The sequence below is a fragment of the Anaeroglomus insulsum genome (assembly GCF_050689095.1).
Classification (GTDB): domain Bacteria; phylum Planctomycetota; class Phycisphaerae; order Sedimentisphaerales; family Anaerohalosphaeraceae; genus Anaeroglomus; species Anaeroglomus insulsum.
This window is the reverse complement of the sequence record NZ_JBOGCL010000011.1, coordinates 46189-69551: the sequence shown is the minus strand read 5'-3', so window position 1 is coordinate 69551 and position 23363 is coordinate 46189. Positions and strand designations below refer to the sequence as shown.

The following is a 23363-nucleotide window of genomic DNA, read 5'->3' as shown; positions in this document are numbered from 1 at the left end:
TACATAGAAACCATAAACCATAGACCTGTAGGAGATTTTACGGTGGCTCAAAAGAGATTGAAGTCGCAACTGCGGGCAAAAAAAGATTTTGTCATCGTTGCCGAGCTGACGGGAGGGCCGGCTTACAGCTTCACTCCGATTGAGAAATTCCTGACAGGCTATCAGCAGGCCGGGCCGGGAGCAATTCCCCAAGGCTTTGATTTTACTGGTATTATGTTGCCGCAAAATCCAGGCGGTGTGGCGAATATCGACCCGTCTGATGTGCTGGCTGTACTGACGCAGAAAAACTTGCTGGGGGATCTGGATTTTGTGCCGCATTTAACCTGCAAAGACAGTAACCTGGATGGGTTGACCAGTACGCTGGTTGGGTACCGTCAGCGCGGCGTGGAAACACTGCTGGCCCTGACAGGCGATAAGCCAGTGACAGCCAAGCGGGTCTTTGAGATCGAATCCATAGGGTTGTTAAATCATATTCATAAGATGAACAATATCGCTCTGATTAAATCCGCCCCCGAGCAGCTGACTCAGGTCCGGCAGTTTTTCGCGGGGGCGGCGGTGTCGCCCTTTAAGTACACCGAGGCTTCTCTGATGCAGCAGTATTATAAAATGGAGAAGAAGATTGCCGCCGGGGCGGAGTTTCTGGTAACCCAGGTCGGCTGGGACTGGAAAAAGTCGATGGAGTTGATGCAGTATCTCAGGGACAACCGAATTGAAGTGCCTGTGCTGGGCAATGTCTATTGGCTGACGACACGGACACCGGCCCCCCGGCTGATGCACGATATTAAGCTGCCGGGCTGTTTTGTCAGCGATGCATTGCTGGCCAGGCTGCAGGCGGAAACGGTGGATGAGCATATCGAACGGGCGGCTCAGCAGGTGGCGATGTATCGGTCGATTGGTGCGGCTGGTGTGGATATCGGCGGGGTGCACGATTTTGATATTTTTGTGAAAATTCTGCAGCGGGCCGCCCACATCGGCGACCAGTGGCGGCAATATAAGGATAATCTGTACTGGCCGGCGGAGAAAGCCTTTTATCTGTATGATGACCGCGGCAGGGCGGTGGAATTATCCAGGCCAAAGAAACGGTTTAACGAGAAATGCTTTCATTTTATGCACCGGGCGATTTTGGATCCCCAATACCGCGGCTTTCGGGCGTTTCGCAAATGCGTGCACTGGATGCGGGCTGACAGGGAAAAAAGCTGTACATACAAGGTATTTAATGCTATAGAAAAAGGCTTTAAATACCTTGCTTTTGAGTGTCAGGAATGCGGCGACTGTTACCTGCCTGAAAACTTTGGCTATTGCACCATCGGCGGCTGCGAAAAGGGATTGAATAATGTCCCCTGCGGGGATGCCACGGTGACCGGCTATTGCGGCAACAATCTGGAACGTCAGTGTGTTGGCGAGAAGGTATATGGTTCGGCGGCGGCCGAGGTGGGCGGTCGGCAGCGGCTGCGGCGGACGATCAATCGTCCCCGGATTCCGGCACTGGAGCATACCAGCTCAATTGTAAATTATCTGTTTGGAAGGGACCATACAATGAAACGGCCGTTGATTGAAATCGGCGAATCGATACACGCTTCGATCCCCAAGACCGGAGCGATTATGAAACAACTGCAGGAGCTTGGGGCGGATGCGTATGACAAACCCAGCCCGCAGTTGGACTATATCCGCGCACTGATCGAATCCCAGGCCTCGGACGGGGCCAGCTATATTGCCGTGAATCTGGATGCTTTTGGTGAATCCGATGCGAACGCGGCGGTGGAGATGATGAAGCAGTATGTCCGGCTGGTCCGCAAGTGGGGGATGGGGGTGCCGATCTGCTTAGACAGCAGCAATGATGATGTGTTGATTGCCGGCTTGAGGGAATGGTATAATACCGACCAGCCGGTCAAGGCACCTCTGATAAACTCAATCAAAGTCTATACCGCCGACAAAATGATGCCGCTCAAGAAGGAATACAATTTTTCATTCATCGGCCTGCTGGTCAGCGAAGAAAAACCCACCGGCCCCGGCGGTTCGCATTCCGTGGATGAATTGTTCGGACTGGCCAGGGCATTGTACCAGAAGGCGATGACTTTTGGCTTCAAGCCCGAGGAAATTTTCTTTGATTCGACGGTCTTTCCGCTGGCCATTGATATGCCCATGGAGCCGGGCGTGCCGGGTTATACCTATCGGGCTTTCAATACCATCAGGAAGATTAAATCCGATCCGCAGATGAAGGGATGTCATTTTTCGCTGGGTGTCAGCAATTGCTGCCGCGACCTGCCCGGCCGGAAAATCGGCATTTGCCGGGCGTATGTTGCCAAGGCGATGGAATATGGTCTTGATGCGGGGATTGTCAATATTGAGCATCATTACGGCGAAAAGCCCGCGGATCCGGAATTGCTGGATTTGGTAGACGCCTTCGCCCAGCTTGACGGTTCCATGGACAAGCTCAACGAAGCGATGATGAAGATGGGACAGTTCTGTGCCTCAGTGCGTAAGCCGGAGTAGTATGACAGGGAAATGATCTGATTATGACCTGCTCAACCTTGTGTGCGTTTAATAACTCGAGCCACTCTTTGAAGTCGCGGGATAGTTCCATAGGCCTGCCTTCTGTAATACTCCACCGCCGCCAGCCTTTCCTCAGCCGGGCGGCTGAGCCAGTATTCCAGATTCTGGCGGATTTCGTTATGCTCAGAAAGTTTTGCTTTGTGAACAACTTTTTCAATCATGCTTATATTATACCCGGAAATTATCCAATGTAAAGCTGAGGCTTTTTATTGGAACAAGGCATTTTTTTCTTTGACAAGCCAGAAAAGGGTGGTAGATATATGGATAAAACAACACCATAAAAGTTTGATTTAGGAGGTAAAACCATGGAACAGCAGAATACGACAGGGCAGCCTGAACAAACACCGGTTCAGCCAATGGAGGCTCAAAAGGCTGACATTTCCAACGATGCCAAAAACCTGGGGATGTTATGTCATTTACTGGGCTTTTTTACCAGCTTTGTGGGACCGCTGATCCTCTGGCTGATTAAAAAAGATACTATGCCTTACGTGGATTATCATGGTAAGGAGGCCTTGAATTTTCAGATTACACTGGCCATTGCATATATCGTAGCTGGGGCTTCGATCATCTGCATGATCGGCGCATTTCTTATTCCTGTGCTTGGCTTGCTGGATCTTATCTTCTGTATTATTGCTGCCCTAGCCGCATCCAGGGGCGAATATTATAAATATCCTTGGTGCCTGCGGCTGGTTAAGTAAGCGGAGTTTTTGGGTAGATTTTTCAGGCCGGGCTTATCACCCGGCCTTTTTTATGGACAAAATAAAAACAGATGACCATCGATGTTTCCGGATACCGGCCTTGCAAAATACGGAATTTCAGATAAGATAGATACTTATGACGCAAAAACAGGATAAAAAACAGTCTGGACCGGTGATTCAGAATAAAAAGGCCTTTTTCAACTTTGAACTGGTGGAAAAGGTGGAGGCCGGGCTTGCGCTGGTGGGGACCGAGGTCAAGAGTCTGCGGGATAAACAGTGCGAACTGGATGCCGCTTATGCCCGGATCAACGGTGACGAGGTCTGGCTGGTTGGCTGCAAGATTGCCCAGTATGCCCAGGCCGCAAATGCTGCCAATCACGACCCAACACGTAAACGCAAGCTGCTGCTGCATAAAATCCAGATTCGAAAGCTCAAAACCAAGCTGGAACAGCGGGGTTATACGCTGGTTCCGTTGCGTATTTATTTCAATGACCGGGGCATTGCCAAATGTGAACTGGGGCTGGCCCGGGGTAAACGGCAATATGACAAGCGTCAGAAAATTCAGGATAAAGACCAGAAACGGGATATGGGGCGGATTAGGAAATATTTGTGACAGGACTGATTTGGATGTACAATCAGTCGGTTGGTGAGCCTCCACCACCCTCTAAAAAGCAGATATCCTCTGATATATCAAGATGTTAAATATAAGAATGAAAGGCGGGATCATGGCCGAACCAAACGAACCCAAAAAAGTAATTATCGACGAAGACTGGAAAAATCAGGCCCAGAAGGAAAAAGAAACCCTCGAAGAGAAGGTCGAGCAGGCCGAAGAAGTCGGGTCTTCGCGTCAGCTTCCATCGGCGGATTTTGAGGGGCTGGTTTCGATTTTTGCAACGCAGGCCTACCTGGCGCTGGGGCTGATCCGGCCGCAGGAAGACAAAGACAAGGACTTTGAGCCGGATTTTGAATTGGCCAAGTTCAATATTGATTTGCTCGGTATGCTGGAAACCAAGTGCAAAGGCAACCTGACTGATGATGAGCAGAAAATGCTGCAGGGCAGCCTTAACCAGTTGCGGATGATATTTGTCCGGTTGTCTCGCAACGTCTGATGGGTTGATTATGGCGACATCCGGACCTTATGTTCATGGGTATTCACAGCGGGAATCGCTGCGTCTGGAGGATCAGGCGACGACGCTGGCCGAACTGCTGCACCATGACCAGCGGTACCCCGAGGGTTCGCTGGTTCTGGAGGCGGGTTGCGGCGTCGGGGCACAGACGGTTCTTCTGGCAGGGAATAATCCCGAAGTCTCGTTTGTGTCGGTGGATATCTCACCGGAGTCACTCAGACAGGCTCAGTCGGCGGTTCAGGCGGCTGGCTTTGGCAATGTGCAATTTCAGCAGGCCGACCTTTTGCATCTGCCGTTTGCTGATAACACATTTGATGCGGTGTTTGTCTGTTTTGTCCTGGAGCATCTGTCCGAACCGCTCAAGGCCCTGGCGGAATTGAAACGTGTTGTCAAACCGGGGAAAACCATCACCGCGATTGAAGGGGACCACGGCAGTGCCTATTTTTATCCCGACAGTGCCTTTGCCCGTCGAGCTATCCAATGTCTGGTGGATTTACAGGCATCGGCAGGAGGAGATGCCCTGATTGGACGGAGGCTATATCCGCTTTTGATAGAGGCTGGTTTTGAAACAGTCCGGGTCTCGCCGCGTGTGGTTTATGTGGATTCGTCTCGTCCTCAATGGGTCGAAGGATTCACCAAAAATACCTTTACAGCGATGGTCGAAGGTGTGGAAAACCAAGCCCTCGCCTCCGGCCTGATGGATCCGGCCAGTTGGAAACAAGCAATTGCGGATCTATATCGTACAGCTGAGGCGGATGGGGTGTTTAACTATACATTCTTCAAGGCCATAGGAGTCAAACCCGCATGAGTGCCATACTGGTCAAAATTATTCGTGACAAGGTTCAGGAAGTCCAGCTCCGCAAAAAGCAGGTTCCGCTGGAAGTGGTCAGTGAGAAGGCGATGGCCCTGCCCAAGTGCCGGAATTTTTACCAGGCGGTGACCAAATCTCACCCGCGAGGTCTGAACGTGATTGCAGAAGTGAAGAAGGCATCGCCCTCGGCGGGGGTGATCCGGGCGGATTTTGACCCGGTGGCGATAGCCCGTACGTATGAACAGTGCGGTGCGGATGCGATTAGTGTTTTGACGGATGAGAAATATTTTCAGGGCAGCCTGGACTACCTGACCGCCGTCAAGGAAGCGGTATCGATTCCGGTTTTGCGAAAGGATTTTATCGTTGATCCGTATCAGGTGTATGAGGCCAGGGCTGCGGGTGCGGATGCCATTTTGCTGATTGCCGAGGCTTTGCCGGCGGGGCATCTGATGGATTTGCTGATTCTGGCCAATGAGCTGACTCTGTCGGTCCTGATTGAGGCCCATGGGGCTGATACCCTGCTGAAAGTGCGCAGCATGGTGGGGTTTCCGCAAAAGCATTACACGCTGTTGGGTATCAATAACCGGGATTTGAATACGATGACGGTGGATTTAAATACGACCAGCCGCCTGGCCGAGCTGGTGGAGGACAAACACCATCTGGTTTCCGAAAGCGGCATCAAAACGCGTCAGGATGTGCGAAAACTGGTCCATCTTGGCGTGGGGGCGGTGTTGATTGGGGAGACCCTCTGTGCCAGCTACAGTATCCAGGACAAGTTCCGGGAATTATTCGAGCCTGAGCGGTAACCAGAGCAATCTGGAATTCAGGTGCAAGGAAAATAATGCTGGAAAGTATTCCATTGTTGTGTACGGGATTTGTGATGGGGCTGTTTGGCGGGCTGTTGGGGTTGGGCGGTTCGACGATTATGATTCCTGCTCTGGTGATGGTCTTTGGGGAAAATCAGCATCTCTATCAAGCGGCGGCGATGATCTGTAATTTTGTTGTGGGGATTTCCTCGCTGGTACCGCATTGGAAGTCACAGGCTTTAGTCAAGCCCATTCTTAAATCCCTGATTCCAGCGGCGATAGCGGGTATTTTGCTGGGCGTAGCAATCAGTAATGTTTCCTTTTTTGAAGGCCGCAACAGTGTCTGGCTGGCTCGGTGTTTTGGGGTCTTCCTGATGTATGTGCTGATCTATAACTGCTGGCGTTTGTTCCAGCCAGCCCGGCCGATGCATGAAAACGCGGAGGCTCACCTGCCCAGCGGTTATCCTTTCTGGTCGGCAGGAATTGGGCTTGTTACCGGGTTCGCCGCAGGACTTCTGGGTATTGGTGCAGGTACGATTTCTACGCCGCTGCAGCAGGTGATTCTGAAACTGCCCATTCGGCGGGCCATGAGTAATTCTGCGGCGACGATTGTCGGGATTTCGTGGCTGGGGGCAATTTATAAGAACGGGACATTGCCGGAGCACGGGATTATGGTGACGCAATCATTGAAGATTGCCCTGTGGGTCATTCCCACCGGCCTGATTGGCGGGTATATCGGCGGCCATCTGATGCATCGATTGCCGCGTAATGTGGTGCGAATACTGTTTATTGTGGTTCTGGTTTTAGCGATCTGGAATCTGCTGCTGGTCAAACCGCGATGAACTCCTCTATGGAAAACAAAGATAGTCAGAGCAGGCCGGTGATGCGATGGATGACGGCGTAGTGCCGTGTCAGGTCTTGCCTGTCTGCCGGCAGAATCGTTAGAATTCATTGGGCCACAGCCAGTGATCAACAAGGATGGCTAAGTCTGCGGTATTAATGAGGCCATCGGCGGGTCTGGCAATATCACAGGCCGGATTCCAGTTCGAGCTGTCCGATTGACTCATCCATGCCGCGGCCAGCATCTGAAAATCGTCAAGATCAATCATACAATTGCGGTTGATGTCGGCCCTGGCAGCAGGCGTGACCAGCCAGTTGAGATATTCTTCCAGATTGGTATAGCCGTCTGCATCACGGTCGTCATTGCGGTCTGCGGGCTGGTTGGGATTGAGACCTCGCGGACGTTCCCACACGTCGGGCATTCCATCATGGTCGCTGTCATCCAGGGCCGGCAGCGAATTCAGCGTCGGCCATCCGCCGACGGTTGTCTGAGAATCGATAATCCCCTTGTTCGCGCCGGTCTGTCCGCCATAGGTGGCTGTGCCGGTTCGCACTTCGCTGATGATGCGTGTATCGACGGAGTCACGGACGAGACTGCAGCCGACGTTGTCAAGCACATCATCCCAGGCCTCCAGGGCAGTCTGTACCGTAACCGGATATGTCGCGGCCACCGGAAAGGGCGTGGTGGATTTGCATAACGAAATATCTGCTATGCCGCCCTGAGGCCAAACCCCGCCGTTCCAGTTGTCTGCGGTGATGGCAGGAAAGCCGTGGACGTAATTGCCTGCGATATACCACTTGCCGTAAATGCGATTGCCGGACACAGAATCGGTGGTATAGCTGGGATTGACAATCCAGCCGCGTTTGGCGGAGTCAGTTGCGGGGCCGTATTTATAATAACAGTTGACGATGTTGACCGTGGCTTTCTCGCCGCCATAACAGCTGTTAAAGCCCCAGTTGTAGATGACATTATTGCACAGGTCGATATTGTTGGCGACATCCCCTTCGATCCGGGGGTTGCGGGAGCTGTGATGCGCCAGCAGGTTATGATGCCAGGAACTGTTGGTACCACCCCAGATGCCGCCGTAGCCGTGGGCCCCTTTTTCATGATGCGAGTAGCGGAGGCTTTCGGTAATCAGGCACCACTGGGCAGTGAAGTTGGTGTTGGCATAATAGGAAAAAGCTTCATCGACCGACCAGCTTGCCGTGACATGATCCAGGATGATCCGGTCGCCATACCGGCCCCATGTGGCATCCGCGTCGTCGTTGTCGGTTCCATCAGGCCACTGATCGCCCAGCCGGCAGCGGATGTAGCGGATAATGACGTTGTCATAGCCTGCATAGAGACTGCCGTTGGCAATGCAGATGCCATCTCCGGGAGCGGTCTGGCCGGCAATGGTGACATTGCCATATTTGAGGCTTAGATTGGACTTGAGGTGGATGGTGCCCGAAACACGAAACACAATGGTACGCGGGGTATTGTGATTCAGGGCATCCCGTAGAGAGCCTGGGCCGGAATCGTTCAGGTTGGTCACTTCATAGACTTCGCCGCCCCGTCCGCCTGTGGCAATGGCGCCATATCCCTGGGCACCGGGGAAGGCCGGAACAGCACCACACATCGCGACAAGAATCGAACAAAGGAGTACCAGCATCATTGTCTTCATACGCTATCTCCCGAAAAACATCCTGATTCCATCACTTTTATCGACAAAGGTGTGTATGCCATGCGGTGGTTTAGACGGAAATTCCAGCGCCTTCCCTGCTCAAATTCATTCCCTATTGTTAAAATAGCAAAACGACCCACGCAAGTCAATACAGCACAAGGGAGCAGGTATCAAGACTTGAGAACGTGTATATACACAAGCATCATTTTGCCGCGAGGATGGCCGCTGAATAAATCAAAACGGTACAGAGCCGCGCTTCGGGCGGACAATATCACTCAGGGGCAGTATTCAATGGCTGAAGGTGTTCTGAAATAGCGTTCCATGCACATTCAAAAAAAACGCCGCAAATAACCAGTAACCTGATTAATTGCGGCGGTTTATGACGATTTTGGGAATTATCCTTTTTGCTGGATTTTGGCCCAGGTGTCTTTGAGGGTCAGGGTCCGGTTAAAGACCAGTTTGCCGTTTTGGCTGTCCGGGTCCGTGCAGAAATAGCCCATCCGCTCAAACTGCCAGCGGTCCAGGGCTTTGGTATCTTTGACATGCGGCTCGATTTTGCAGCCGGTCAGAACCTGCAGAGAATCCGGGTTGAGATGGGCCGTAAAAGGTTCGCCTTCGGCGGTATCTTCCGGATTTTCCTTGGTGAACAAATGGCTATAGAGCCGGATTTCCGCGTCGAGGGCATGGGACTCCGCGACCCAGTGCAAAGTGGCCTTGACCTTGCGGCCATCGGGGGAATCGCCGCCGCGTGTGGCGGGGTCGTAGGTACAGTGTAATTCGACGATATTGCCCGCGGCGTCTTTGACGGCCTTTTCGCATTTGATGAAGTAGGCATACCGCAGGCGGACTTCCTTGCCCGGCGACAGGCGGAAAAATTTGCTTGGCGGATTTTCCATAAAGTCGTCCTGTTCGATGTAGAGTACCTTTGAAAAGGGGACCTTGCGGGTTCCTGCGGAGGGGTCTTCGGGATTATTGACCGCATCCATCCATTCCACCTGGCCGTCCGGATAGTTTGTGATAATGACTTTAAGCGGTCTAAGGACGGCCATGACCCGAGGAGAGGTCTTATTCAGGTCTTCACGGATACAGTGTTCCAGCAGGGCGACATCGACGGTGCTGTTGGTTTTGTTGACGCCAATGACCTTGGCGAAGGACCGGATGCCCGAAGGACTGAAGCCGCGCCGCCGCATCCCTGAAATAGTAGGCATACGCGGGTCATCCCAGCCGTTGACATAATTATCCTTGACCAGTTGCAGCAGTTTGCGTTTGCTCATCACGGTGTACGTGAGATTCAACCGGGCAAATTCGATCTGCTGGGGATGATAGATACCCAGTTGGTCCAGAAACCAATCATACAGTGGCCGATGATTTTCGAATTCCAGCGTGCATATCGAATGGGTAATGCCTTCGATGGAGTCTTCCAGACCATGCGACCAGTCGTAGGTGGGATAAATACACCAGGTATTGCCGGTACGGTGGTGGCTGGTGTGCATAATCCGGTACATGATCGGATCACGCATATTCAGATTCGGATGGGCCATATCGATTTTGGCACGCAAGGTCCGAGAGCCGTCTGGAAATTCCCCTTTACGCATTCGCTCAAACAGATCCAGATTCTCCTGTACACTGCGATTGCGGTAGGGGCTTTCCTTGCCGGGCTGGGTCAGTGTGCCGCGATATTCACGAACCTGGTCTCCATTGAGGTCGCAGACATAAGCGAGTCCTTTGCGGATTAAATCCAAGGCCCATTGATACATCTGCTCGAAGTAGTCGGATGCAAAAAACAGCCGGTCCTCCCAATCCCAGCCGAGCCATTTGACATCGTAGATGATCGAATCAACATATTCCTGCTCTTCTTTGGAGGGATTTGTATCGTCGAACCGCAGGTTGCATTTGCCTCCGAATTCGGCTGCGATGCCGAAATTCAGACAAATACTCTTGGCATGGCCGATGTGGAGATAGCCGTTGGGTTCAGGTGGAAAGCGGGTATGAACCCGATGGTTCCATTTGCCGGTTTTGTTGTCTTCGATAACGATTTGCCGGATGAAGTCGATCCGTTCTGACGTTCCGTTGTTTGTGTTCGTATTGTCTTGTTCTGCCATAATTTACCGTCCATTGAGTATAACGTTAACAACGGGATGGTATATTACCATAAGTTTTGCTTATTGTACAGCGGCAATTTGATATGACGTCATAACATAATCCAAATTCATAGGTGGCATTATGGGGGAATATATGTCTCACGGGATATGGATAAACCCGTAGCTCTCGGGGCCAGAGTGTTTTGAGTATAAATTGAAGTGTTGCCCTGGTCAGTCAAAGATACGAAATACCGGGTGGAATGGCTAATGCTGCCAATCCAGCTTCAGGAGCGAAACCCCCTGACGCGGTAAAAACAGAGGAATCATGACTTGACCCTGTTTGACTTTAATCCATTCCGGCGAACTGAACAATTGCAGGTGGCCGGCTTTTTCCAGAGTTTCGACCTGCTCGGCGGAGGGATTTTGCGGGCTGCCCATCTTTTTCCAGACTTCGTAGGAATTGCTGTGCTCCCTGTCGATGCGGTAATGATAAAGCAGAGCTTGTGTGGTCGGGATGCCCTCAATGGTTACCTCTACCGGACTTGCAGGGGCATCACGGTCGTTATCATGATAATTCCAGACCATCACCGCTGTTCCGTCTTTGTCTGCGGCGGCCAGTGCGTTAATGTCGGGCTTATCTCCCCGAACGCTGGCATCTCGAACTGTCAGATAATCGTATGCCAGATCGCCGCTGACTGCGACGCGGTCGCCTCGCATTAAACCGAACATCCGGAAGACATTCAGCACCGGTTTATTGACGCCATTGGTGGACAAATCCCGAAATCCATTAAACCAGGGCTGGTCTTCAAACTCAAACGACCATGACACTGCCCCGAGGAAATTGACGCCGAAATGATCGGCCAGGGCATATTTGCGGGCAAACGAAGCGGCCGTATAGCTGGAATACAGTGTGCCATTTCGATAGGCGTTTTCCGGATAATCCTGCATGGAGCAGGCGGCACAGCCCTCCGGGTCGGATTCACCGATGATAATTGGCAGGGATTTGAACGGTTCAAATGAAGCGACAATCTCGAATCCTTTGGAAATGTCACGAAGCTGGCGACCCATATCCATTTGGACGGTGCCATCCACGACGCGCGGGCTGCCTTTGGCATGAAAAGCGATGAAATCCAGCGGTGCCCCGATTTTGCCTGTTACAGCGTTGATTCCTTCGGCACAATGCGTCAGGAATTGTCGCAGGAATTGGGCCGCCCGCGGACTGCCCGGCCCGGTGGAATGCGGGCCGCCGATTCGGGCTGTCGGCAAGGCCCGTTTAACCGCATCGGCCGTATAATCATACAGCTTGCAGTATTCCTCAGGAGTTCCCTGCCAGTATCCAATGTCCGGCTCGTTCCACAGTTCCCAGTACCAGCTTGCGACTTCTTCCCTCCCGTACCGCTGTACGGAATGGCGGACCCATTGATAAACCAGCTCGGCCCATTTGGTATAATCCCTGGGCGGATAAGCCCAGCCGGTAAAGATATCCTGGTAGGGGGCTCCCGGTTTCCAGTGATGACGATAAGGCTGCGGTTTTGACGACAGGGCTTCGGGCATAAAGCCGATTTCAACCAGCGGTTTCATTCCTCGGCTTACCCAGGTATCAAATATCCTATCGATAATCGTCCAGTCATACACGGGATTGCCCTGTTCATCTTCGGTGTAGATATTGGTGGAACCCCATTTCAACGCCGCGGTTCCATCGCCGCTGGTCATCAGATTATGCGTACGGATGTAGACCGGATATGGACTTAATGCATCCAGTTCTGTCAGCAGCTTCCGGCCATCCTTCATATAGGTATAGTTGGGTTCATCGTGCCCGAACCACGCCCAGACAGGTCGCATCGGACCGAGTTTTTTGTTCAGATTGACATGGATAGCGACCGGTTCGGTTTGCCCGGAACAAATTGAGGTGTATAGAGCAGGACACACTGCCGCAAGCAGCAGGACTGAAATGCGATGTATCTGTGTAGGTGCCATCTTAACCCTTTCCGGCCAATAGCCTTACAAACCGTTATCGTACCAGATAATAGATTCAGTATGGCTATATAGTGTCTCATTGAGCTTCCATTATCAACGTTTTTTTTCAAATACCGCAAAAATGAAAGCGGGTGGATTGGAATCGTTCTGTTGAAATCCTGTCAAGTCGTCTCAAATCCAATTGAGCTGGTCTGGTAACCTGTGGATTGCCGGTAATTGGGGTCCGTGAAATTGCCCTGTTAACAAGATAATAAGCCCGGACGGGTTTAGACACGGGTGTCCCGCTGGTGGAGCAGGATATTCTGCTGGCGATAATGCTGCGGAGCAATGCCGGTGATTTTCTTGAAGATGCGTGAGAAATAGTATTCATCCTGAAAGCCGACCTTGTTGGCAATGGTGTAGAGGGTGGCATCGGTGGTCAGCAGCAGGGACTGGGCCTTTTCTACCCGTCTTTTGTTGATATATTGAATGGGCGGTATCCCCATCAATTTGCTGAATAGATTCGAGAAATAAGTAGGGTTCAGGTGGACCATTTTGGCCAGTTCCAGGATGGTAATCTGCCGATCAAGATGGTTGTGAATGTAGTCAATCACCGCGTTGAACCGCGATAATCCGTACAACGCCGCCTGGACTTCCGTATCCGAATAATCCGCAAAGAACGCTGACAACAGCAGCCGCATCAGGGCGTTGGTTTCAATCAGGTTGGCAGGGGACTTGGCATTATCCAACTGCTTGGCATTTTCCAGCACGGCCTGATAAATCGGCTTGTTGGCATCGTATTCGGGTAATTGGCGATTGGGATTTAATTCCAACAGGCGTTTAAAAAGAGCTTCATTGATCAAGCCCGAAGGCGCGGGGATATGGTAATGACAATCCAGCATCGAAAGCATGTCCATCCCGGTCGGTGTCCGGCAGGTAAAGTGGATGTAATAATGACTGAATTGCTCCGGACAATACATCCGGACAGGCGTAAAACATGGAATTAGATATAGATGGTCTGGTTCAAGCAAAAATGTCTGGTTATGATGCTCGATAAGCCCAGATCCGCTGGTAATATAGTAAATCCTGGAATAAGGATTATTCACGTTGCGGTAATTCCATTCCTTGCCCACCGTGTAATATTCAATATTCAGGATATTGATATCAACATTATCGATTATGTGTTTGAGTCCGAACATTTCCGAATAATAATAAAAAATCTGTAAATAATCCATTAAAACTTTCAATATTACATTGTTTTGTCAGGTGGGCCTGTTTACTCTCTATGCACTGAAAAGCGAATTCCAGAAATCACTCAATTTAAGGAGACTCTGTATGAGAACAAAAGGAACATGGTTTGTCATGTCTGTATTCATTCACATGATCGCTATGGTACTGGTGGCCGGCTGTACCTCAAAGGCGGCCAGCAAAGCCCGATGGCCCTACGAGAACGAAACTCCCCAACAGCGGAATGCCCGTCTGGCATGGTGGCGTGAGGCTCGTTTTGGGATGTTCATTCACTGGGGTGTCTATGCCGTTCCTGCCGGTACCCATAATGGCAATCGAGTCGGCGGCATCGGCGAGTGGATTATGTGTCATGGCAAAATTCCCGTAGCGGACTATCAGAAATATGCCGCCCAGTTCAATCCCGTCAAATATGATCCCGAAGCCTGGGTCAAACTGGCCAAAGAAGCGGGCATGAAATATATTGTGATCACCTCCAAGCACCACGACGGCTTTGCCCTGTTTGATTCCAAGGTGTCCAAGTGGGATGTGGTCGATGCAACACCGTATGGCAAAGACCTGCTCAAACCGCTGGCCGCGGCCTGTAAAAAACATGGTATAAAGCTGGGATTTTATTATTCTCAGGCCCAGGACTGGTGCCAGGGCGGTTCGGCCTGCAGCGGGTACTGGGACCCGGCCGCACAGAATACCGGTATGGATGCATACCTGAAAAATATTGCTGTGCCACAGGTGGAAGAAATCCTGTCCAACTATGGCGATATTGCGGTCCTGTGGTGGGATACGCCATGCGATATGACCAGGGAGCGTGCCCAGATGTTTGAGCCGGTTGTGTCTCAACACCCTGGTATTATTACCAACAATCGACTGGGAGGGGGCTATCCCGGCGATACGGAAACCCCTGAGCAGCATATCCCGGCGACGGGTTACAAAGACCGTGACTGGGAAACCTGCATGACCATGAACGATACCTGGGGCTACAAGAGCTATGATGAGAACTGGAAATCAACCCAGACCCTCCTTCGCAATCTGATTGATATTGCCAGCAAGGGCGGCAACTACCTGCTGAATGTCGGCCCGACCGCCGAAGGCGAAATCCCTCAGCCCAGCATTGAACGTCTCAAACAAGTTGGTGCGTGGATGAAAGTGAATGGTGAGTCCATTTACGGTACCACCGCCAGCCCGTTTGCCAAGCTGCCTTGGGGCCGCTGCACCAAGAAAGTGACTGCCAGGGGGACAACGCTGTATCTGCATGTGTTTACTTGGCCGCAGGATGGCAAACTGCTGCTGCCCGGCCTCAAGAGCGAAGTGAAAAAAGCGTATCTGCTGGCCAATTCTGCTGCCTTGAAAACCCAGGCCACGGAGGAGGGGGTTGTCCTCACGCTCCCGGCCCAGGCTCTGGATCCGATTGCGACGGTCGTAGTTGTCACTCTTTCAGGCGAATTAAAAGTCGAAAAAGCCTTATTGTCTCAGGCCGCAGACGGCACCATCGTATTACCGGCGATACAGGCCAATATTCACAATTTCAATGGCTCCAATGCCCAGGTGGAAGAAAAAGGCGGCATACCGAATATTGGATTCTGGACGGCTTCGGGCGTAACGGTGGATTGGAATTTCAAGATTACCAAGCCCGGACGATTTGATCTTGTTGCCAGTACTGCCTGTGCCAACGAGAAAAGCCAATTCCAGATTCGGGTGGATAATCAGACACTCAATGCAACCGTGATGTCAACCGGCGGCTATGAATCCTTTGTGGACCAGAATCTCGGACAAATCGAGCTCAAGACCCCAGGAGAATATCTGCTGCAGATCAAGCCTGACAACAATGCCTGGGCACCGATCAATATCCGCAGTCTGACATTGAAACCGGCAAAGTAAAAAAACCATAACATCACAAATGAAAGGCAGGGTATAGTCGATGGGTACGATAAAAGCACAATGTCTTGACGAAATTAAAAAAGCCACGCCGCGAATCCCCGTGATTGGTGTTTTTGCTCCCTGTGATCCGCGGATCGACCAGGACAGCCGAACCCGGGCACAGAACATTATTGGGATGGTTGCCAATGCGATTGCCGGCCAGGTTGTTCTGCCGGATAAAACCCCCGTGCCGGTGGTCTATTCATCGGTTCTGGTGGACAGTGAATCGCAGGCCGATGTCGTTGCTCAGCAGTTCCGTCAGGCGGGCGTCAATATCCTGGTCTGTGTACCGGATACCTGGGCGTTCCCCCAGCTGACCGCCATTTCTGTGCTCCAGCAGTTTCCCAAAGAAACGCCGCTGAATATCACCTGCGGCAACAGTGGTCCCAAGCCGGGTGTGGTGTACGCTCACGCTGCTGCCGGTGCCATCAGTCAGTACGGCAAAATGGTTCATCTGAATGTCGGGAACTGGCCGGATACGGGACTTAATCCCCAAATGACCGACGCAACCGCAACGGCGTTGATTGACTGGTGCTATGCGGCAGTAGCAGCGGTGGCGTTGCGAGGCCGGCGTGTGATGGTCTTCGGCCATGATTCCATGGGGATGGAAACTGCTCTGGCTCATGTCCTGCCGACACGCAACACCTTCGGTCTGGAAATCACCCGCCTGGATATGAAGCTGCTGGCCGATATGTTGAACAAGGAGGCTTATGACAAGAACGAGCTGAAAGCACTGCGTGCCTGGATTGACAGCCATATTGGCAAGCGTCTGGAAATCAAAACCGATGCTGACAGCCGGCGGTTTAATCAGAGCCTTGCGATGTATCTGATTAACCGCGATCTGATGGCCGACTTGAACGCCGTCGGCGGCGGATTCATGAGTCAGTTGGAATGGGGCAGCGACCGACGGGGTCTTCCGATGCCCGTGGCCGATGCGATGGAATCCATGTTCAACAGCACCTTTGACCACAACGGCCCCAAGGCCCCATTGCCGTATGCGACCGAAGCCGATGTTCAGGGCCTGCTGACGATGCTGTTTATGACCTGGCTGTCCGGCGGTAATCCGCCGCTGTTTATGGACTTCCGCAAGGTCTGGGAGGGCTGGGAGATCCGTGCCCTGGCCAGGAAAGTGGGCGTCAAAGTCAATCCAAAGGCCGACTATATTGTCAAGGGGCTTGTGGATGGCGACAATTCCGGCAGCGCCGCCTTTGACTGGGCAGCCAGGCCCGGTGCCAGTCAGAAAGAGATTATGAAGGGCATCTCCATGCCTCTGGCTGACGAAGGCTACTTTCCCGGCGGCGGCAACAGCGTGACCTTTATGACGCCCGAAGGCATCAGCGGCATTGCAGGACGTATGGCTTACAGCGCCCTGAATAATAAGTTCAGTCTCATCTGGGATGAAGCCTATACGACCCGTGTGCCGGCCAAGCTGGGCCAGGCGATGTGTAATCTGACCAACTGGAACTGGCCGCATACGTTCGTTATTCCCAAATACGCCAGCATGGCTGAGTATAAGCAATTTGCCCCGGCCAACCATTTCCATATGACCTGGAATCTGCCGGTTTCCCGTCTGCAATATTGGATGGATTTGACCGGCGTATTAAGTGTGGCCCCGTGGGCGGCTCGTCCGGCTTTTATCGAAGGTACCGATCGTCCGCAGCCGCTGGTCTATCTGCTCAACGGCGGTGAAAATCACTACAAAATGATCAAATAAGCGGATATTGGGTTGCACTCAAATCCAAAGGGTCTGCGTTGTAAGGCGTGAGAGAATTCATAGCCCCAAAACGATAGTTTTGTCCTAATTCTGTGGACATCCAAACCCAGGTTGCTATAATGTCCGCCTATGAAATTATATCCGTTACAATGCAGACCCCTCTTCAAATCGCGTATCTGGGGAGGGACGAAATTACATGACGTATTTGGCAAAACTCTGCCGGCAGACCAGCTTATTGGTGAAAGCTGGGAGCTGGTGGATTTGCCCAACGACAAAACCGTTATTGACAATGGTCCTCTGGCCGGATTAACGCTGTCCGAGGTCCTTTGTCGTTATCCGCATCAAATCACCGGGCATAAAGAGTTTACAGGCTCGCTGCCGCTGCTGATTAAATTCATCGATGCCCGGGAAGACCTCAGTGTCCAGGTCCATCCCGATGCCCAAACCTGCCAAAAAATGGGCAAAGGTGACCCCAAGACCGAATGCTGGTATATCCTTCAGGCCGAGCCAGGGGCAGCCATTTATAAAGGGGTCAAGCCCGGAACCACATTGCAGCAATTCCGTCAGGCCGTTCAAAACGGGACCTGTGCTGAGCTGCTGGAGCGGGTGCCGGTACAGGTTGGCGAATGCCATTTTCTGCCATCAGGGACCTGTCATGCCATTGGCGCCGGCCTTTTAATTGCAGAAATTCAGCAGCCCTCCGACACGACCTACCGTGTCTTTGACTGGAACCGCGTGGATTCCACCACCGGCAAACCCCGCCAGCTCCATATTGAGGAAGCGATGCAGAGCATTCGGTTTGACCTGACTGCTGACAAACTGCCGGTTCGCTCTGTCGGCTGCCTGGTGGATGCAGACGAATTTCAGGTGTATAAACGACATCAGGTTGCCGGTGCACAGGTCCTCATCGATCCAGGCATGATGAAGGCGGTTGTATTTCTGACCGGCCATGGCCAGTGGATGGGCAAGGATTTCCAGTCGATTCCATTCAAGGCCGGTGATACCTTTTTGGTGCCCGCCGCGATGGAGGGATATCTGCAATTCCTTTCCGACAGCGAATATCTGGTTTCGACGGTTCGTTTTCAATACTGAAAAAGCCCTTTTTTGTCACTCTGAAATAGAAGGCGTCAAAACCTCTGGTTAACTCCAGGGGTTTAGAATTCTGCGCTGTTCACACAATCATTAATCTCTGTCGCATATCTGTTTTTGAATCCGGCGGATTTTTCATTCCACGCCAACAGCAATAACCGACTCGCCATGTCCTGATAAGGTTTCCAAAAATCAAAAAATAGGTAAAATTTCTTGCTCCAATTTATGGTCATTTACTCATATATATTATGAGGCAAGAGGAGATAGGTAAAAACGATGGGTGATATATTAACAAAAAAAGATAGCTTTAGTGTGGAGTTTTTAAGGCTATTTGTTGTTCATCAAAAGCCAATTTATGCCTATTTGCTGGCAATGGTTCATCGTCCTGCAGATGCCGAAGACCTGATGCAGGATGTCGCCACGCTGATGTGGGAGAAATTTGATGAATTTCAGCCGGGAACGAATTTCGGCGCCTGGGGTATCACCATCGCTCGCCATAAAGTGCTGGAATATCATCGGCGAAAAAAGAGTGAATATGAATTTTTCTCAGATCACCTCGTCGAGTACCTGAATCATATTGCCTCGGAGAAACTGGAGCAGATGGACGACCAGGTCAGGGCGCTTCAGCAGTGTCTGCTCAAACTCCAGGATGCCGATCGCGGACTGATTCAGGTGCGATACGAAAAAGGAATGACGATTAAACAAATCGCAGAACAAATGCAACGTCCGGTAACGGGGCTGTATAAAGTCATGGCGCGAATTCATCGGTCGCTGGTGCGGTGTGTCCGGCTGACCCTGAATGCATGGGAGATGCAGACATGAACGAGCGTCGCTGGCCCATCGAACTGGACGAATTGATTCTCCGAAAGCTGGAGGGCAACATCACTCCGGCCGAGTATGAGCAATTAGTGCAGTGGCTTGACCATGAGCCGGAAGCCGCCTGTTATTATATGGATTTTACCATGCTCTATGTGGGGTTGTCTCAGCCGGGTAAAATCTCTTTTTCATCCGAACCGCAGGATATTTCCCTGGAATGTTATAATTCTCTGTTTAACCTGCTGGCCGAAAACGAAAAGGGGGCTCCAAAAATTGAAAAGCCCGAGGCGACACCGCTTGTTCCTGGGAATCAAGAGATTTCTGACAGACGTCTGTGGGGGCAAGTAACCCCTTGGAATCTCTGGACGGTTATTGGGTCGCTTGCGGCGCTGGTGCTGATGATAGCTTATGCCACATTTTATCCCCGTGTGGCATCCAGTCCCGTGGCGGTTCTGGCGGATTCGGCCCATGCGGTCTGGGGGGAGTCCGGATCGTTGCAGGCAGGCCAGAGGCTCTATGATGACGGCAGGCGAATGTCGCTGTTGTCCGGATGTGCCAAAATTGTCTTTGATTACGGCTCTGAGATTATTGTTGAAGGCCCGGCTGAATTTTCCGTTTTGTCGGAAGAGAACCTCTATCTGTATTGCGGTAAAGTGCTGGCCTGGATTCCGCCCCAGGCGGTGGGATTTGTTGTGGATACGCCCAGTGCGGGCGTCGTGGACCTCGGGACGGAATTTGGTGTCCAGGTGGAATCCAGCGGATCCAGCAGTGTGTATTTGTTCAATGGCAAGGCGTCGCTGCTGGCTGGCCAGCAGGGCGAACGAAAAGGGACAGTTCTTTTAACCGCAGGGATGGCCCGTTCTGTGGAGTACCAGACGGGGCAAACCCGCGAAATACGGCTTGGCGAAAATCTGTTTGTCCGCCGCCTAGATTCGTCCATCAACCTGGTTTGGCGGGGAGAACCGCTGAATCTGGCCGAGTTAATTGGCGGCGGCGATGGTTTCGGAACCGGCTCAACCAACTGCGGCATTGATCCAACGACCGGAAAACGCACGGATATTCGAACCGTTGACCGGTACGCTGATAACACCTATGTTGTGGTGCCTGAGAACCCCTTTGTGGATGGGGTGTTTGTCCCCAATGGCAAAACGCCGCAAACGATCAGCTCCCGCGGGCATATCTTTGAGGCCTGCCCGGAAACCCAGGGCAATTATTACACAGAGATTGCCTATTGTCCTCAATTTCGTGTGCCGGATGCGGAATTGGCTGCCAGTCTGTCCAGGGAGTCCAGCCTCCTGCTGCATGCCAATCTCGGCATTACCTTTGATCTGGACGCAGTGCGCTCCAGACTGACCCGTATCAATATCACGGCGTTTAAGGCCCAACTGGATATCAGTACCCTGGCGCCGCGAATCCCCCATGCCGACACCTGGGTTCTGGTGGATGGACAGTTGCGATACAGCAAACAAAATATGACCGAAATAGGAAAACGGGAAGCGATTCATATTCCCCTGCGTCCGGAAGACCGATTTTTAACGCTGATCACTACCGATGGCGGCGATCCAGATAACCGTCTGTATGAGGATGGTTCGCGGTGGAAGAGTATCGACAGTGACTGGTGTGTATTTTGGAATCCTGTGTTAGTGTTAGAGTAGCCGAAAGCAGTTGCACGTTTGAACGATGCACGTTACGTGAAAGCGTATATAAAACCATTTTATTACTTTATTTTGGGAGGTCTAACGCTATGAGAAGAGTAAGTGTAACTGTCATGATTCTGGCCATGCTCGTCATGTCGCTGCCAACATGGGGGGCACTGGTCAACCGCTACGACTTTAATGTGGACCCCAACGATTTGGTTGGGACGTCCAACGGAGTCCTTACCAACGGTGCCTACCTTTCGGACGGGAAGCTGGTGCTGACCGGCGGAACCAGCTATTCGGCTCCGTGTGTGACCCTGCCGGCCGATGTTCTGAAGGATTACACCAGCGTTACCATTGAAGCCTGGTTTTCACTGGATGGTCTGTCTCAGTGGCAGCGTCTGTTTGATTTTGGTGATTCAGCCGGCGGAACCAACGGTGCCGGCGGCAATTACATTTTTTATACCCCGACCTCCGGCGGCAACGATTCCCGGTTCGTGATCAGCACAGGGGGTATTCCGGGCTATAATTACGGCGAAAACATGGCGATTGGCACGGGTTTGACAACGTCAACCACCTATCATGTTGCCTGCGTGTATGATGCAGCGACGTCTACCATCAGCCTGTACCAGAACGGCAAGTTTATCAATTCCTCCACAACCAGCCATCTGTTGACAAATGTGGGACGCAGCTTTGCTTATATCGGCAGTTCAACCTATCGCGGCGACCCCGCTTTTGCCGGCAAAGTGGATGAATTCCGTATTTATAATACGGCATTGGGCGCTCGTGAACTGGCTTTTAACTACGCCAAAGGACCCGATACAGTCAGCCCGTTCTTTATCGTTAGCACCAATCCGGCCGAAGGACAAATCAATGTGCCCATCAATCCCACCTTGTCTTGGACGATAGACCCGGCCTACAGCCCCACGGCCTACGATTTGTATGTGGGTGTGGACCCCAATATCGTCGACCCCGCTGTGGTTGATCTGACGCCGTTTGCAATTATCAAACAGACCGGTTTGACTGCGACCAGCTATACTGTTCCCACAGCACAGACACTGACCAAAGACAAAACCTATTACTGGCGAGTGGATGCTGTGATTGATGGGATTACCTATCAGGGTATTGGCCGAAGCTTCAAGACGATTCCCAATGCCCCGACCTTTACGACCAATCCTGCTAATCAGGGATACTTCGCTGGTGAAACCGCCTCGATGACTGCGGTTGCGGAAGACACCGGCGGCGGCGCATTGACCCTCAAGTGGTACAAAGCAGGCACCCCGGCCCAGGAAGTTGTTGCGGATGGTACCCATATTCTCATCAATACCACGGTCGTCGGTACCACCTATACCAGCACCTTGACCATTCAATCGATGGCCAAAGAGGAAGCTGGGGCGTATTACGCCACCGCATCCAATACCGGCGGTGTAGCAACATCCGCTTCGGCGTACTTCATTTGCAAACAGTTGCTGGCTTACTACCCCTTCGAAGGGAATGCGGATGATGCATCTGGCAATAACATGAATGGCACGCTGGCAACCCTCGGTACGGCTCCCAATAACATTCTGCCGACCTTTGCGGCCGGGAAAGTGGGTCAGGCAATCAGCCTGTCAAACACGTATGCCAACTACGTGGATCTGCCGGATGGTTTTGACGATTTCAGAACCGGCCTGACCATCAATCTCTGGGCCTACACTACAGTCGCCGGCAGCTGGGCCAACTTTATCCAGTTCTCCAACGGTGCCCCGAATAATAACATCTTCCTGTGCCGCAACGGCACCTCGACCGCTCTGCAGTTCAGGACCGCCAATGGCACCACTCAGAATACGGCGATTAATGCCAATGCCGCAATTCTCCTGAATCAGTGGCAGATGTTTACGGTGACACTGGACACCGCAGGTGTGGTCAGAATTTACAGAGACGGGGTTCTGTATAAATACTACAACAACGACGGAACGACCGTGATTCCCACGGCCACCATTCCGCTGCCCAATTTTGTAACCCGCGTGAATAACTACATCGGCAAGAGCGCCTGGAATGACAATTACTTCACCGGTCTGCTGGATGAAATTCGCGTGTACAACTATGCTCTGACCCCGGAACAGATCGCCGCTCAGTATTATGCGGATTCCGGTGTGGCGGCATGTCTGACCAAACCGTCTTCGGATTATAACAACGACTGCAAGGTGACTTTGGACGACTTTGCCATCCTGGCCGGACAGTGGCTCGATTGCGGTCTCTATCCGCAAAGTGCCTGCAACTAACCCGGCGGGTTTGAAGTACGATGTTTTGCTCCGGCAGGCTGTAGGGTCTGCCGGAGCTTTTTTTTATGGCAAACCGATGGGGCTGTCCAATTTGAGCCTGGTAAATAGACCGAAAAGATGCCACGGCCATGGATCCAGAGATTTGACC

At 52.0% G+C, this 23363-nt stretch carries 18 protein-coding genes; 13 read left to right on the top strand and 5 right to left on the bottom strand.

Translation table 11 applies throughout. From position 1 onward, the window contains the following. The first annotated feature begins 42 nt into the window (after positions 1-42). Positions 43-2493, top strand: a complete 2451-nt coding sequence (locus ACQ9LF_RS10615; protein WP_462489376.1) for a methylenetetrahydrofolate reductase C-terminal domain-containing protein — start codon at positions 43-45, stop codon at positions 2491-2493. A 32-nt stretch (positions 2494-2525) separates the two neighbouring features. On the opposite strand, the gene ACQ9LF_RS10610 is transcribed toward ACQ9LF_RS10615, so the two are convergent. Next, on the bottom strand, positions 2526-2714 hold the full coding sequence (locus ACQ9LF_RS10610; protein WP_462489375.1) for a hypothetical protein: 189 nt from the start codon (positions 2712-2714) through the stop codon (positions 2526-2528). A gap of 144 nt (positions 2715-2858) precedes the next feature. Between ACQ9LF_RS10610 and ACQ9LF_RS10605 the strand changes: the two genes are divergently transcribed. The 6 genes from ACQ9LF_RS10605 to ACQ9LF_RS10580 all read left to right on the top strand — a co-directional run bounded on the left by ACQ9LF_RS10605 (position 2859) and on the right by ACQ9LF_RS10580 (position 6837). After that, positions 2859-3251: a DUF4870 domain-containing protein gene (locus ACQ9LF_RS10605; protein WP_462489374.1), complete on the top strand. Its 393-nt coding sequence runs from the start codon at positions 2859-2861 to the stop codon at positions 3249-3251. A gap of 136 nt (positions 3252-3387) precedes the next feature. After that, complete coding sequence (gene smpB / locus ACQ9LF_RS10600) at positions 3388-3864, top strand: SsrA-binding protein SmpB (protein WP_462489373.1); 477 nt, start codon at positions 3388-3390, stop codon at positions 3862-3864. Between the two features lie 112 nt (positions 3865-3976). Then, positions 3977-4360, top strand: coding sequence for a DUF1844 domain-containing protein (locus tag ACQ9LF_RS10595; protein ID WP_462489372.1), 384 nt, complete (start codon positions 3977-3979; stop codon positions 4358-4360). A 10-nt stretch (positions 4361-4370) separates the two neighbouring features. Continuing rightward, positions 4371-5186, top strand: coding sequence for a methyltransferase domain-containing protein (locus ACQ9LF_RS10590; RefSeq protein WP_462489371.1), 816 nt, complete (start codon positions 4371-4373; stop codon positions 5184-5186). After that, complete coding sequence (gene trpC, locus ACQ9LF_RS10585; RefSeq protein ID WP_462489370.1) at positions 5183-5995, top strand: indole-3-glycerol phosphate synthase TrpC; 813 nt, start codon at positions 5183-5185, stop codon at positions 5993-5995. The genes ACQ9LF_RS10590 and trpC overlap by 4 nt, the downstream gene beginning before the upstream one ends. Before the next feature lie 35 nt (positions 5996-6030). Further along, on the top strand, positions 6031-6837 hold the full coding sequence (locus ACQ9LF_RS10580) for a sulfite exporter TauE/SafE family protein (protein ID WP_462489369.1): 807 nt from the start codon (positions 6031-6033) through the stop codon (positions 6835-6837). A gap of 99 nt (positions 6838-6936) precedes the next feature. On the opposite strand, the gene ACQ9LF_RS10575 is transcribed toward ACQ9LF_RS10580, so the two are convergent. The 4 genes from ACQ9LF_RS10575 to ACQ9LF_RS10560 all read right to left on the bottom strand — a co-directional run bounded on the left by ACQ9LF_RS10575 (position 6937) and on the right by ACQ9LF_RS10560 (position 13771). Then, entirely contained in the window at positions 6937-8499 is a 1563-nt protein-coding gene (locus tag ACQ9LF_RS10575; RefSeq protein ID WP_462489368.1) for a pectate lyase, read from the bottom strand. Between the two features lie 395 nt (positions 8500-8894). Further along, positions 8895-10601 carry a glutamine--tRNA ligase/YqeY domain fusion protein gene (locus tag ACQ9LF_RS10570; protein ID WP_462489367.1) on the bottom strand — a complete coding sequence of 569 codons (1707 nt, stop codon included), beginning with the start codon at positions 10599-10601 and terminating at the stop codon, positions 8895-8897. A 243-nt stretch (positions 10602-10844) separates the two neighbouring features. After that, entirely contained in the window at positions 10845-12557 is a 1713-nt protein-coding gene (locus ACQ9LF_RS10565; RefSeq protein WP_462489366.1) for a GH39 family glycosyl hydrolase, read from the bottom strand. A 266-nt stretch (positions 12558-12823) separates the two neighbouring features. Continuing rightward, positions 12824-13771 carry a helix-turn-helix domain-containing protein gene (locus ACQ9LF_RS10560; RefSeq protein WP_462489365.1) on the bottom strand — a complete coding sequence of 316 codons (948 nt, stop codon included), beginning with the start codon at positions 13769-13771 and terminating at the stop codon, positions 12824-12826. Between the two features lie 100 nt (positions 13772-13871). Between ACQ9LF_RS10560 and ACQ9LF_RS10555 the strand changes: the two genes are divergently transcribed. The 6 genes from ACQ9LF_RS10555 to ACQ9LF_RS10530 all read left to right on the top strand — a co-directional run bounded on the left by ACQ9LF_RS10555 (position 13872) and on the right by ACQ9LF_RS10530 (position 23215). Beyond that, a complete protein-coding gene (locus ACQ9LF_RS10555; protein WP_462489364.1) occupies positions 13872-15656 on the top strand; it encodes an alpha-L-fucosidase in 1785 nt (594 codons plus the stop codon). Between the two features lie 40 nt (positions 15657-15696). Continuing rightward, positions 15697-17409: a hypothetical protein gene (locus ACQ9LF_RS10550; protein WP_462489363.1), complete on the top strand. Its 1713-nt coding sequence runs from the start codon at positions 15697-15699 to the stop codon at positions 17407-17409. Between the two features lie 129 nt (positions 17410-17538). Next, positions 17539-18501: a type I phosphomannose isomerase catalytic subunit gene (locus ACQ9LF_RS10545; protein WP_462489362.1), complete on the top strand. Its 963-nt coding sequence runs from the start codon at positions 17539-17541 to the stop codon at positions 18499-18501. Between the two features lie 273 nt (positions 18502-18774). Next, entirely contained in the window at positions 18775-19320 is a 546-nt protein-coding gene (locus ACQ9LF_RS10540; RefSeq protein WP_462489361.1) for a sigma-70 family RNA polymerase sigma factor, read from the top strand. Continuing rightward, on the top strand, positions 19317-20969 hold the full coding sequence (locus tag ACQ9LF_RS10535) for a FecR family protein (protein WP_462489360.1): 1653 nt from the start codon (positions 19317-19319) through the stop codon (positions 20967-20969). The genes ACQ9LF_RS10540 and ACQ9LF_RS10535 overlap by 4 nt, the downstream gene beginning before the upstream one ends. A gap of 89 nt (positions 20970-21058) precedes the next feature. Continuing rightward, the gene (locus ACQ9LF_RS10530) at positions 21059-23215 is read left to right on the top strand and encodes a LamG-like jellyroll fold domain-containing protein (RefSeq protein WP_462489359.1); all 2157 of its coding nucleotides are present in this window, start codon (positions 21059-21061) and stop codon (positions 23213-23215) included. The last annotated feature ends 148 nt before the right edge of the window (positions 23216-23363 follow it).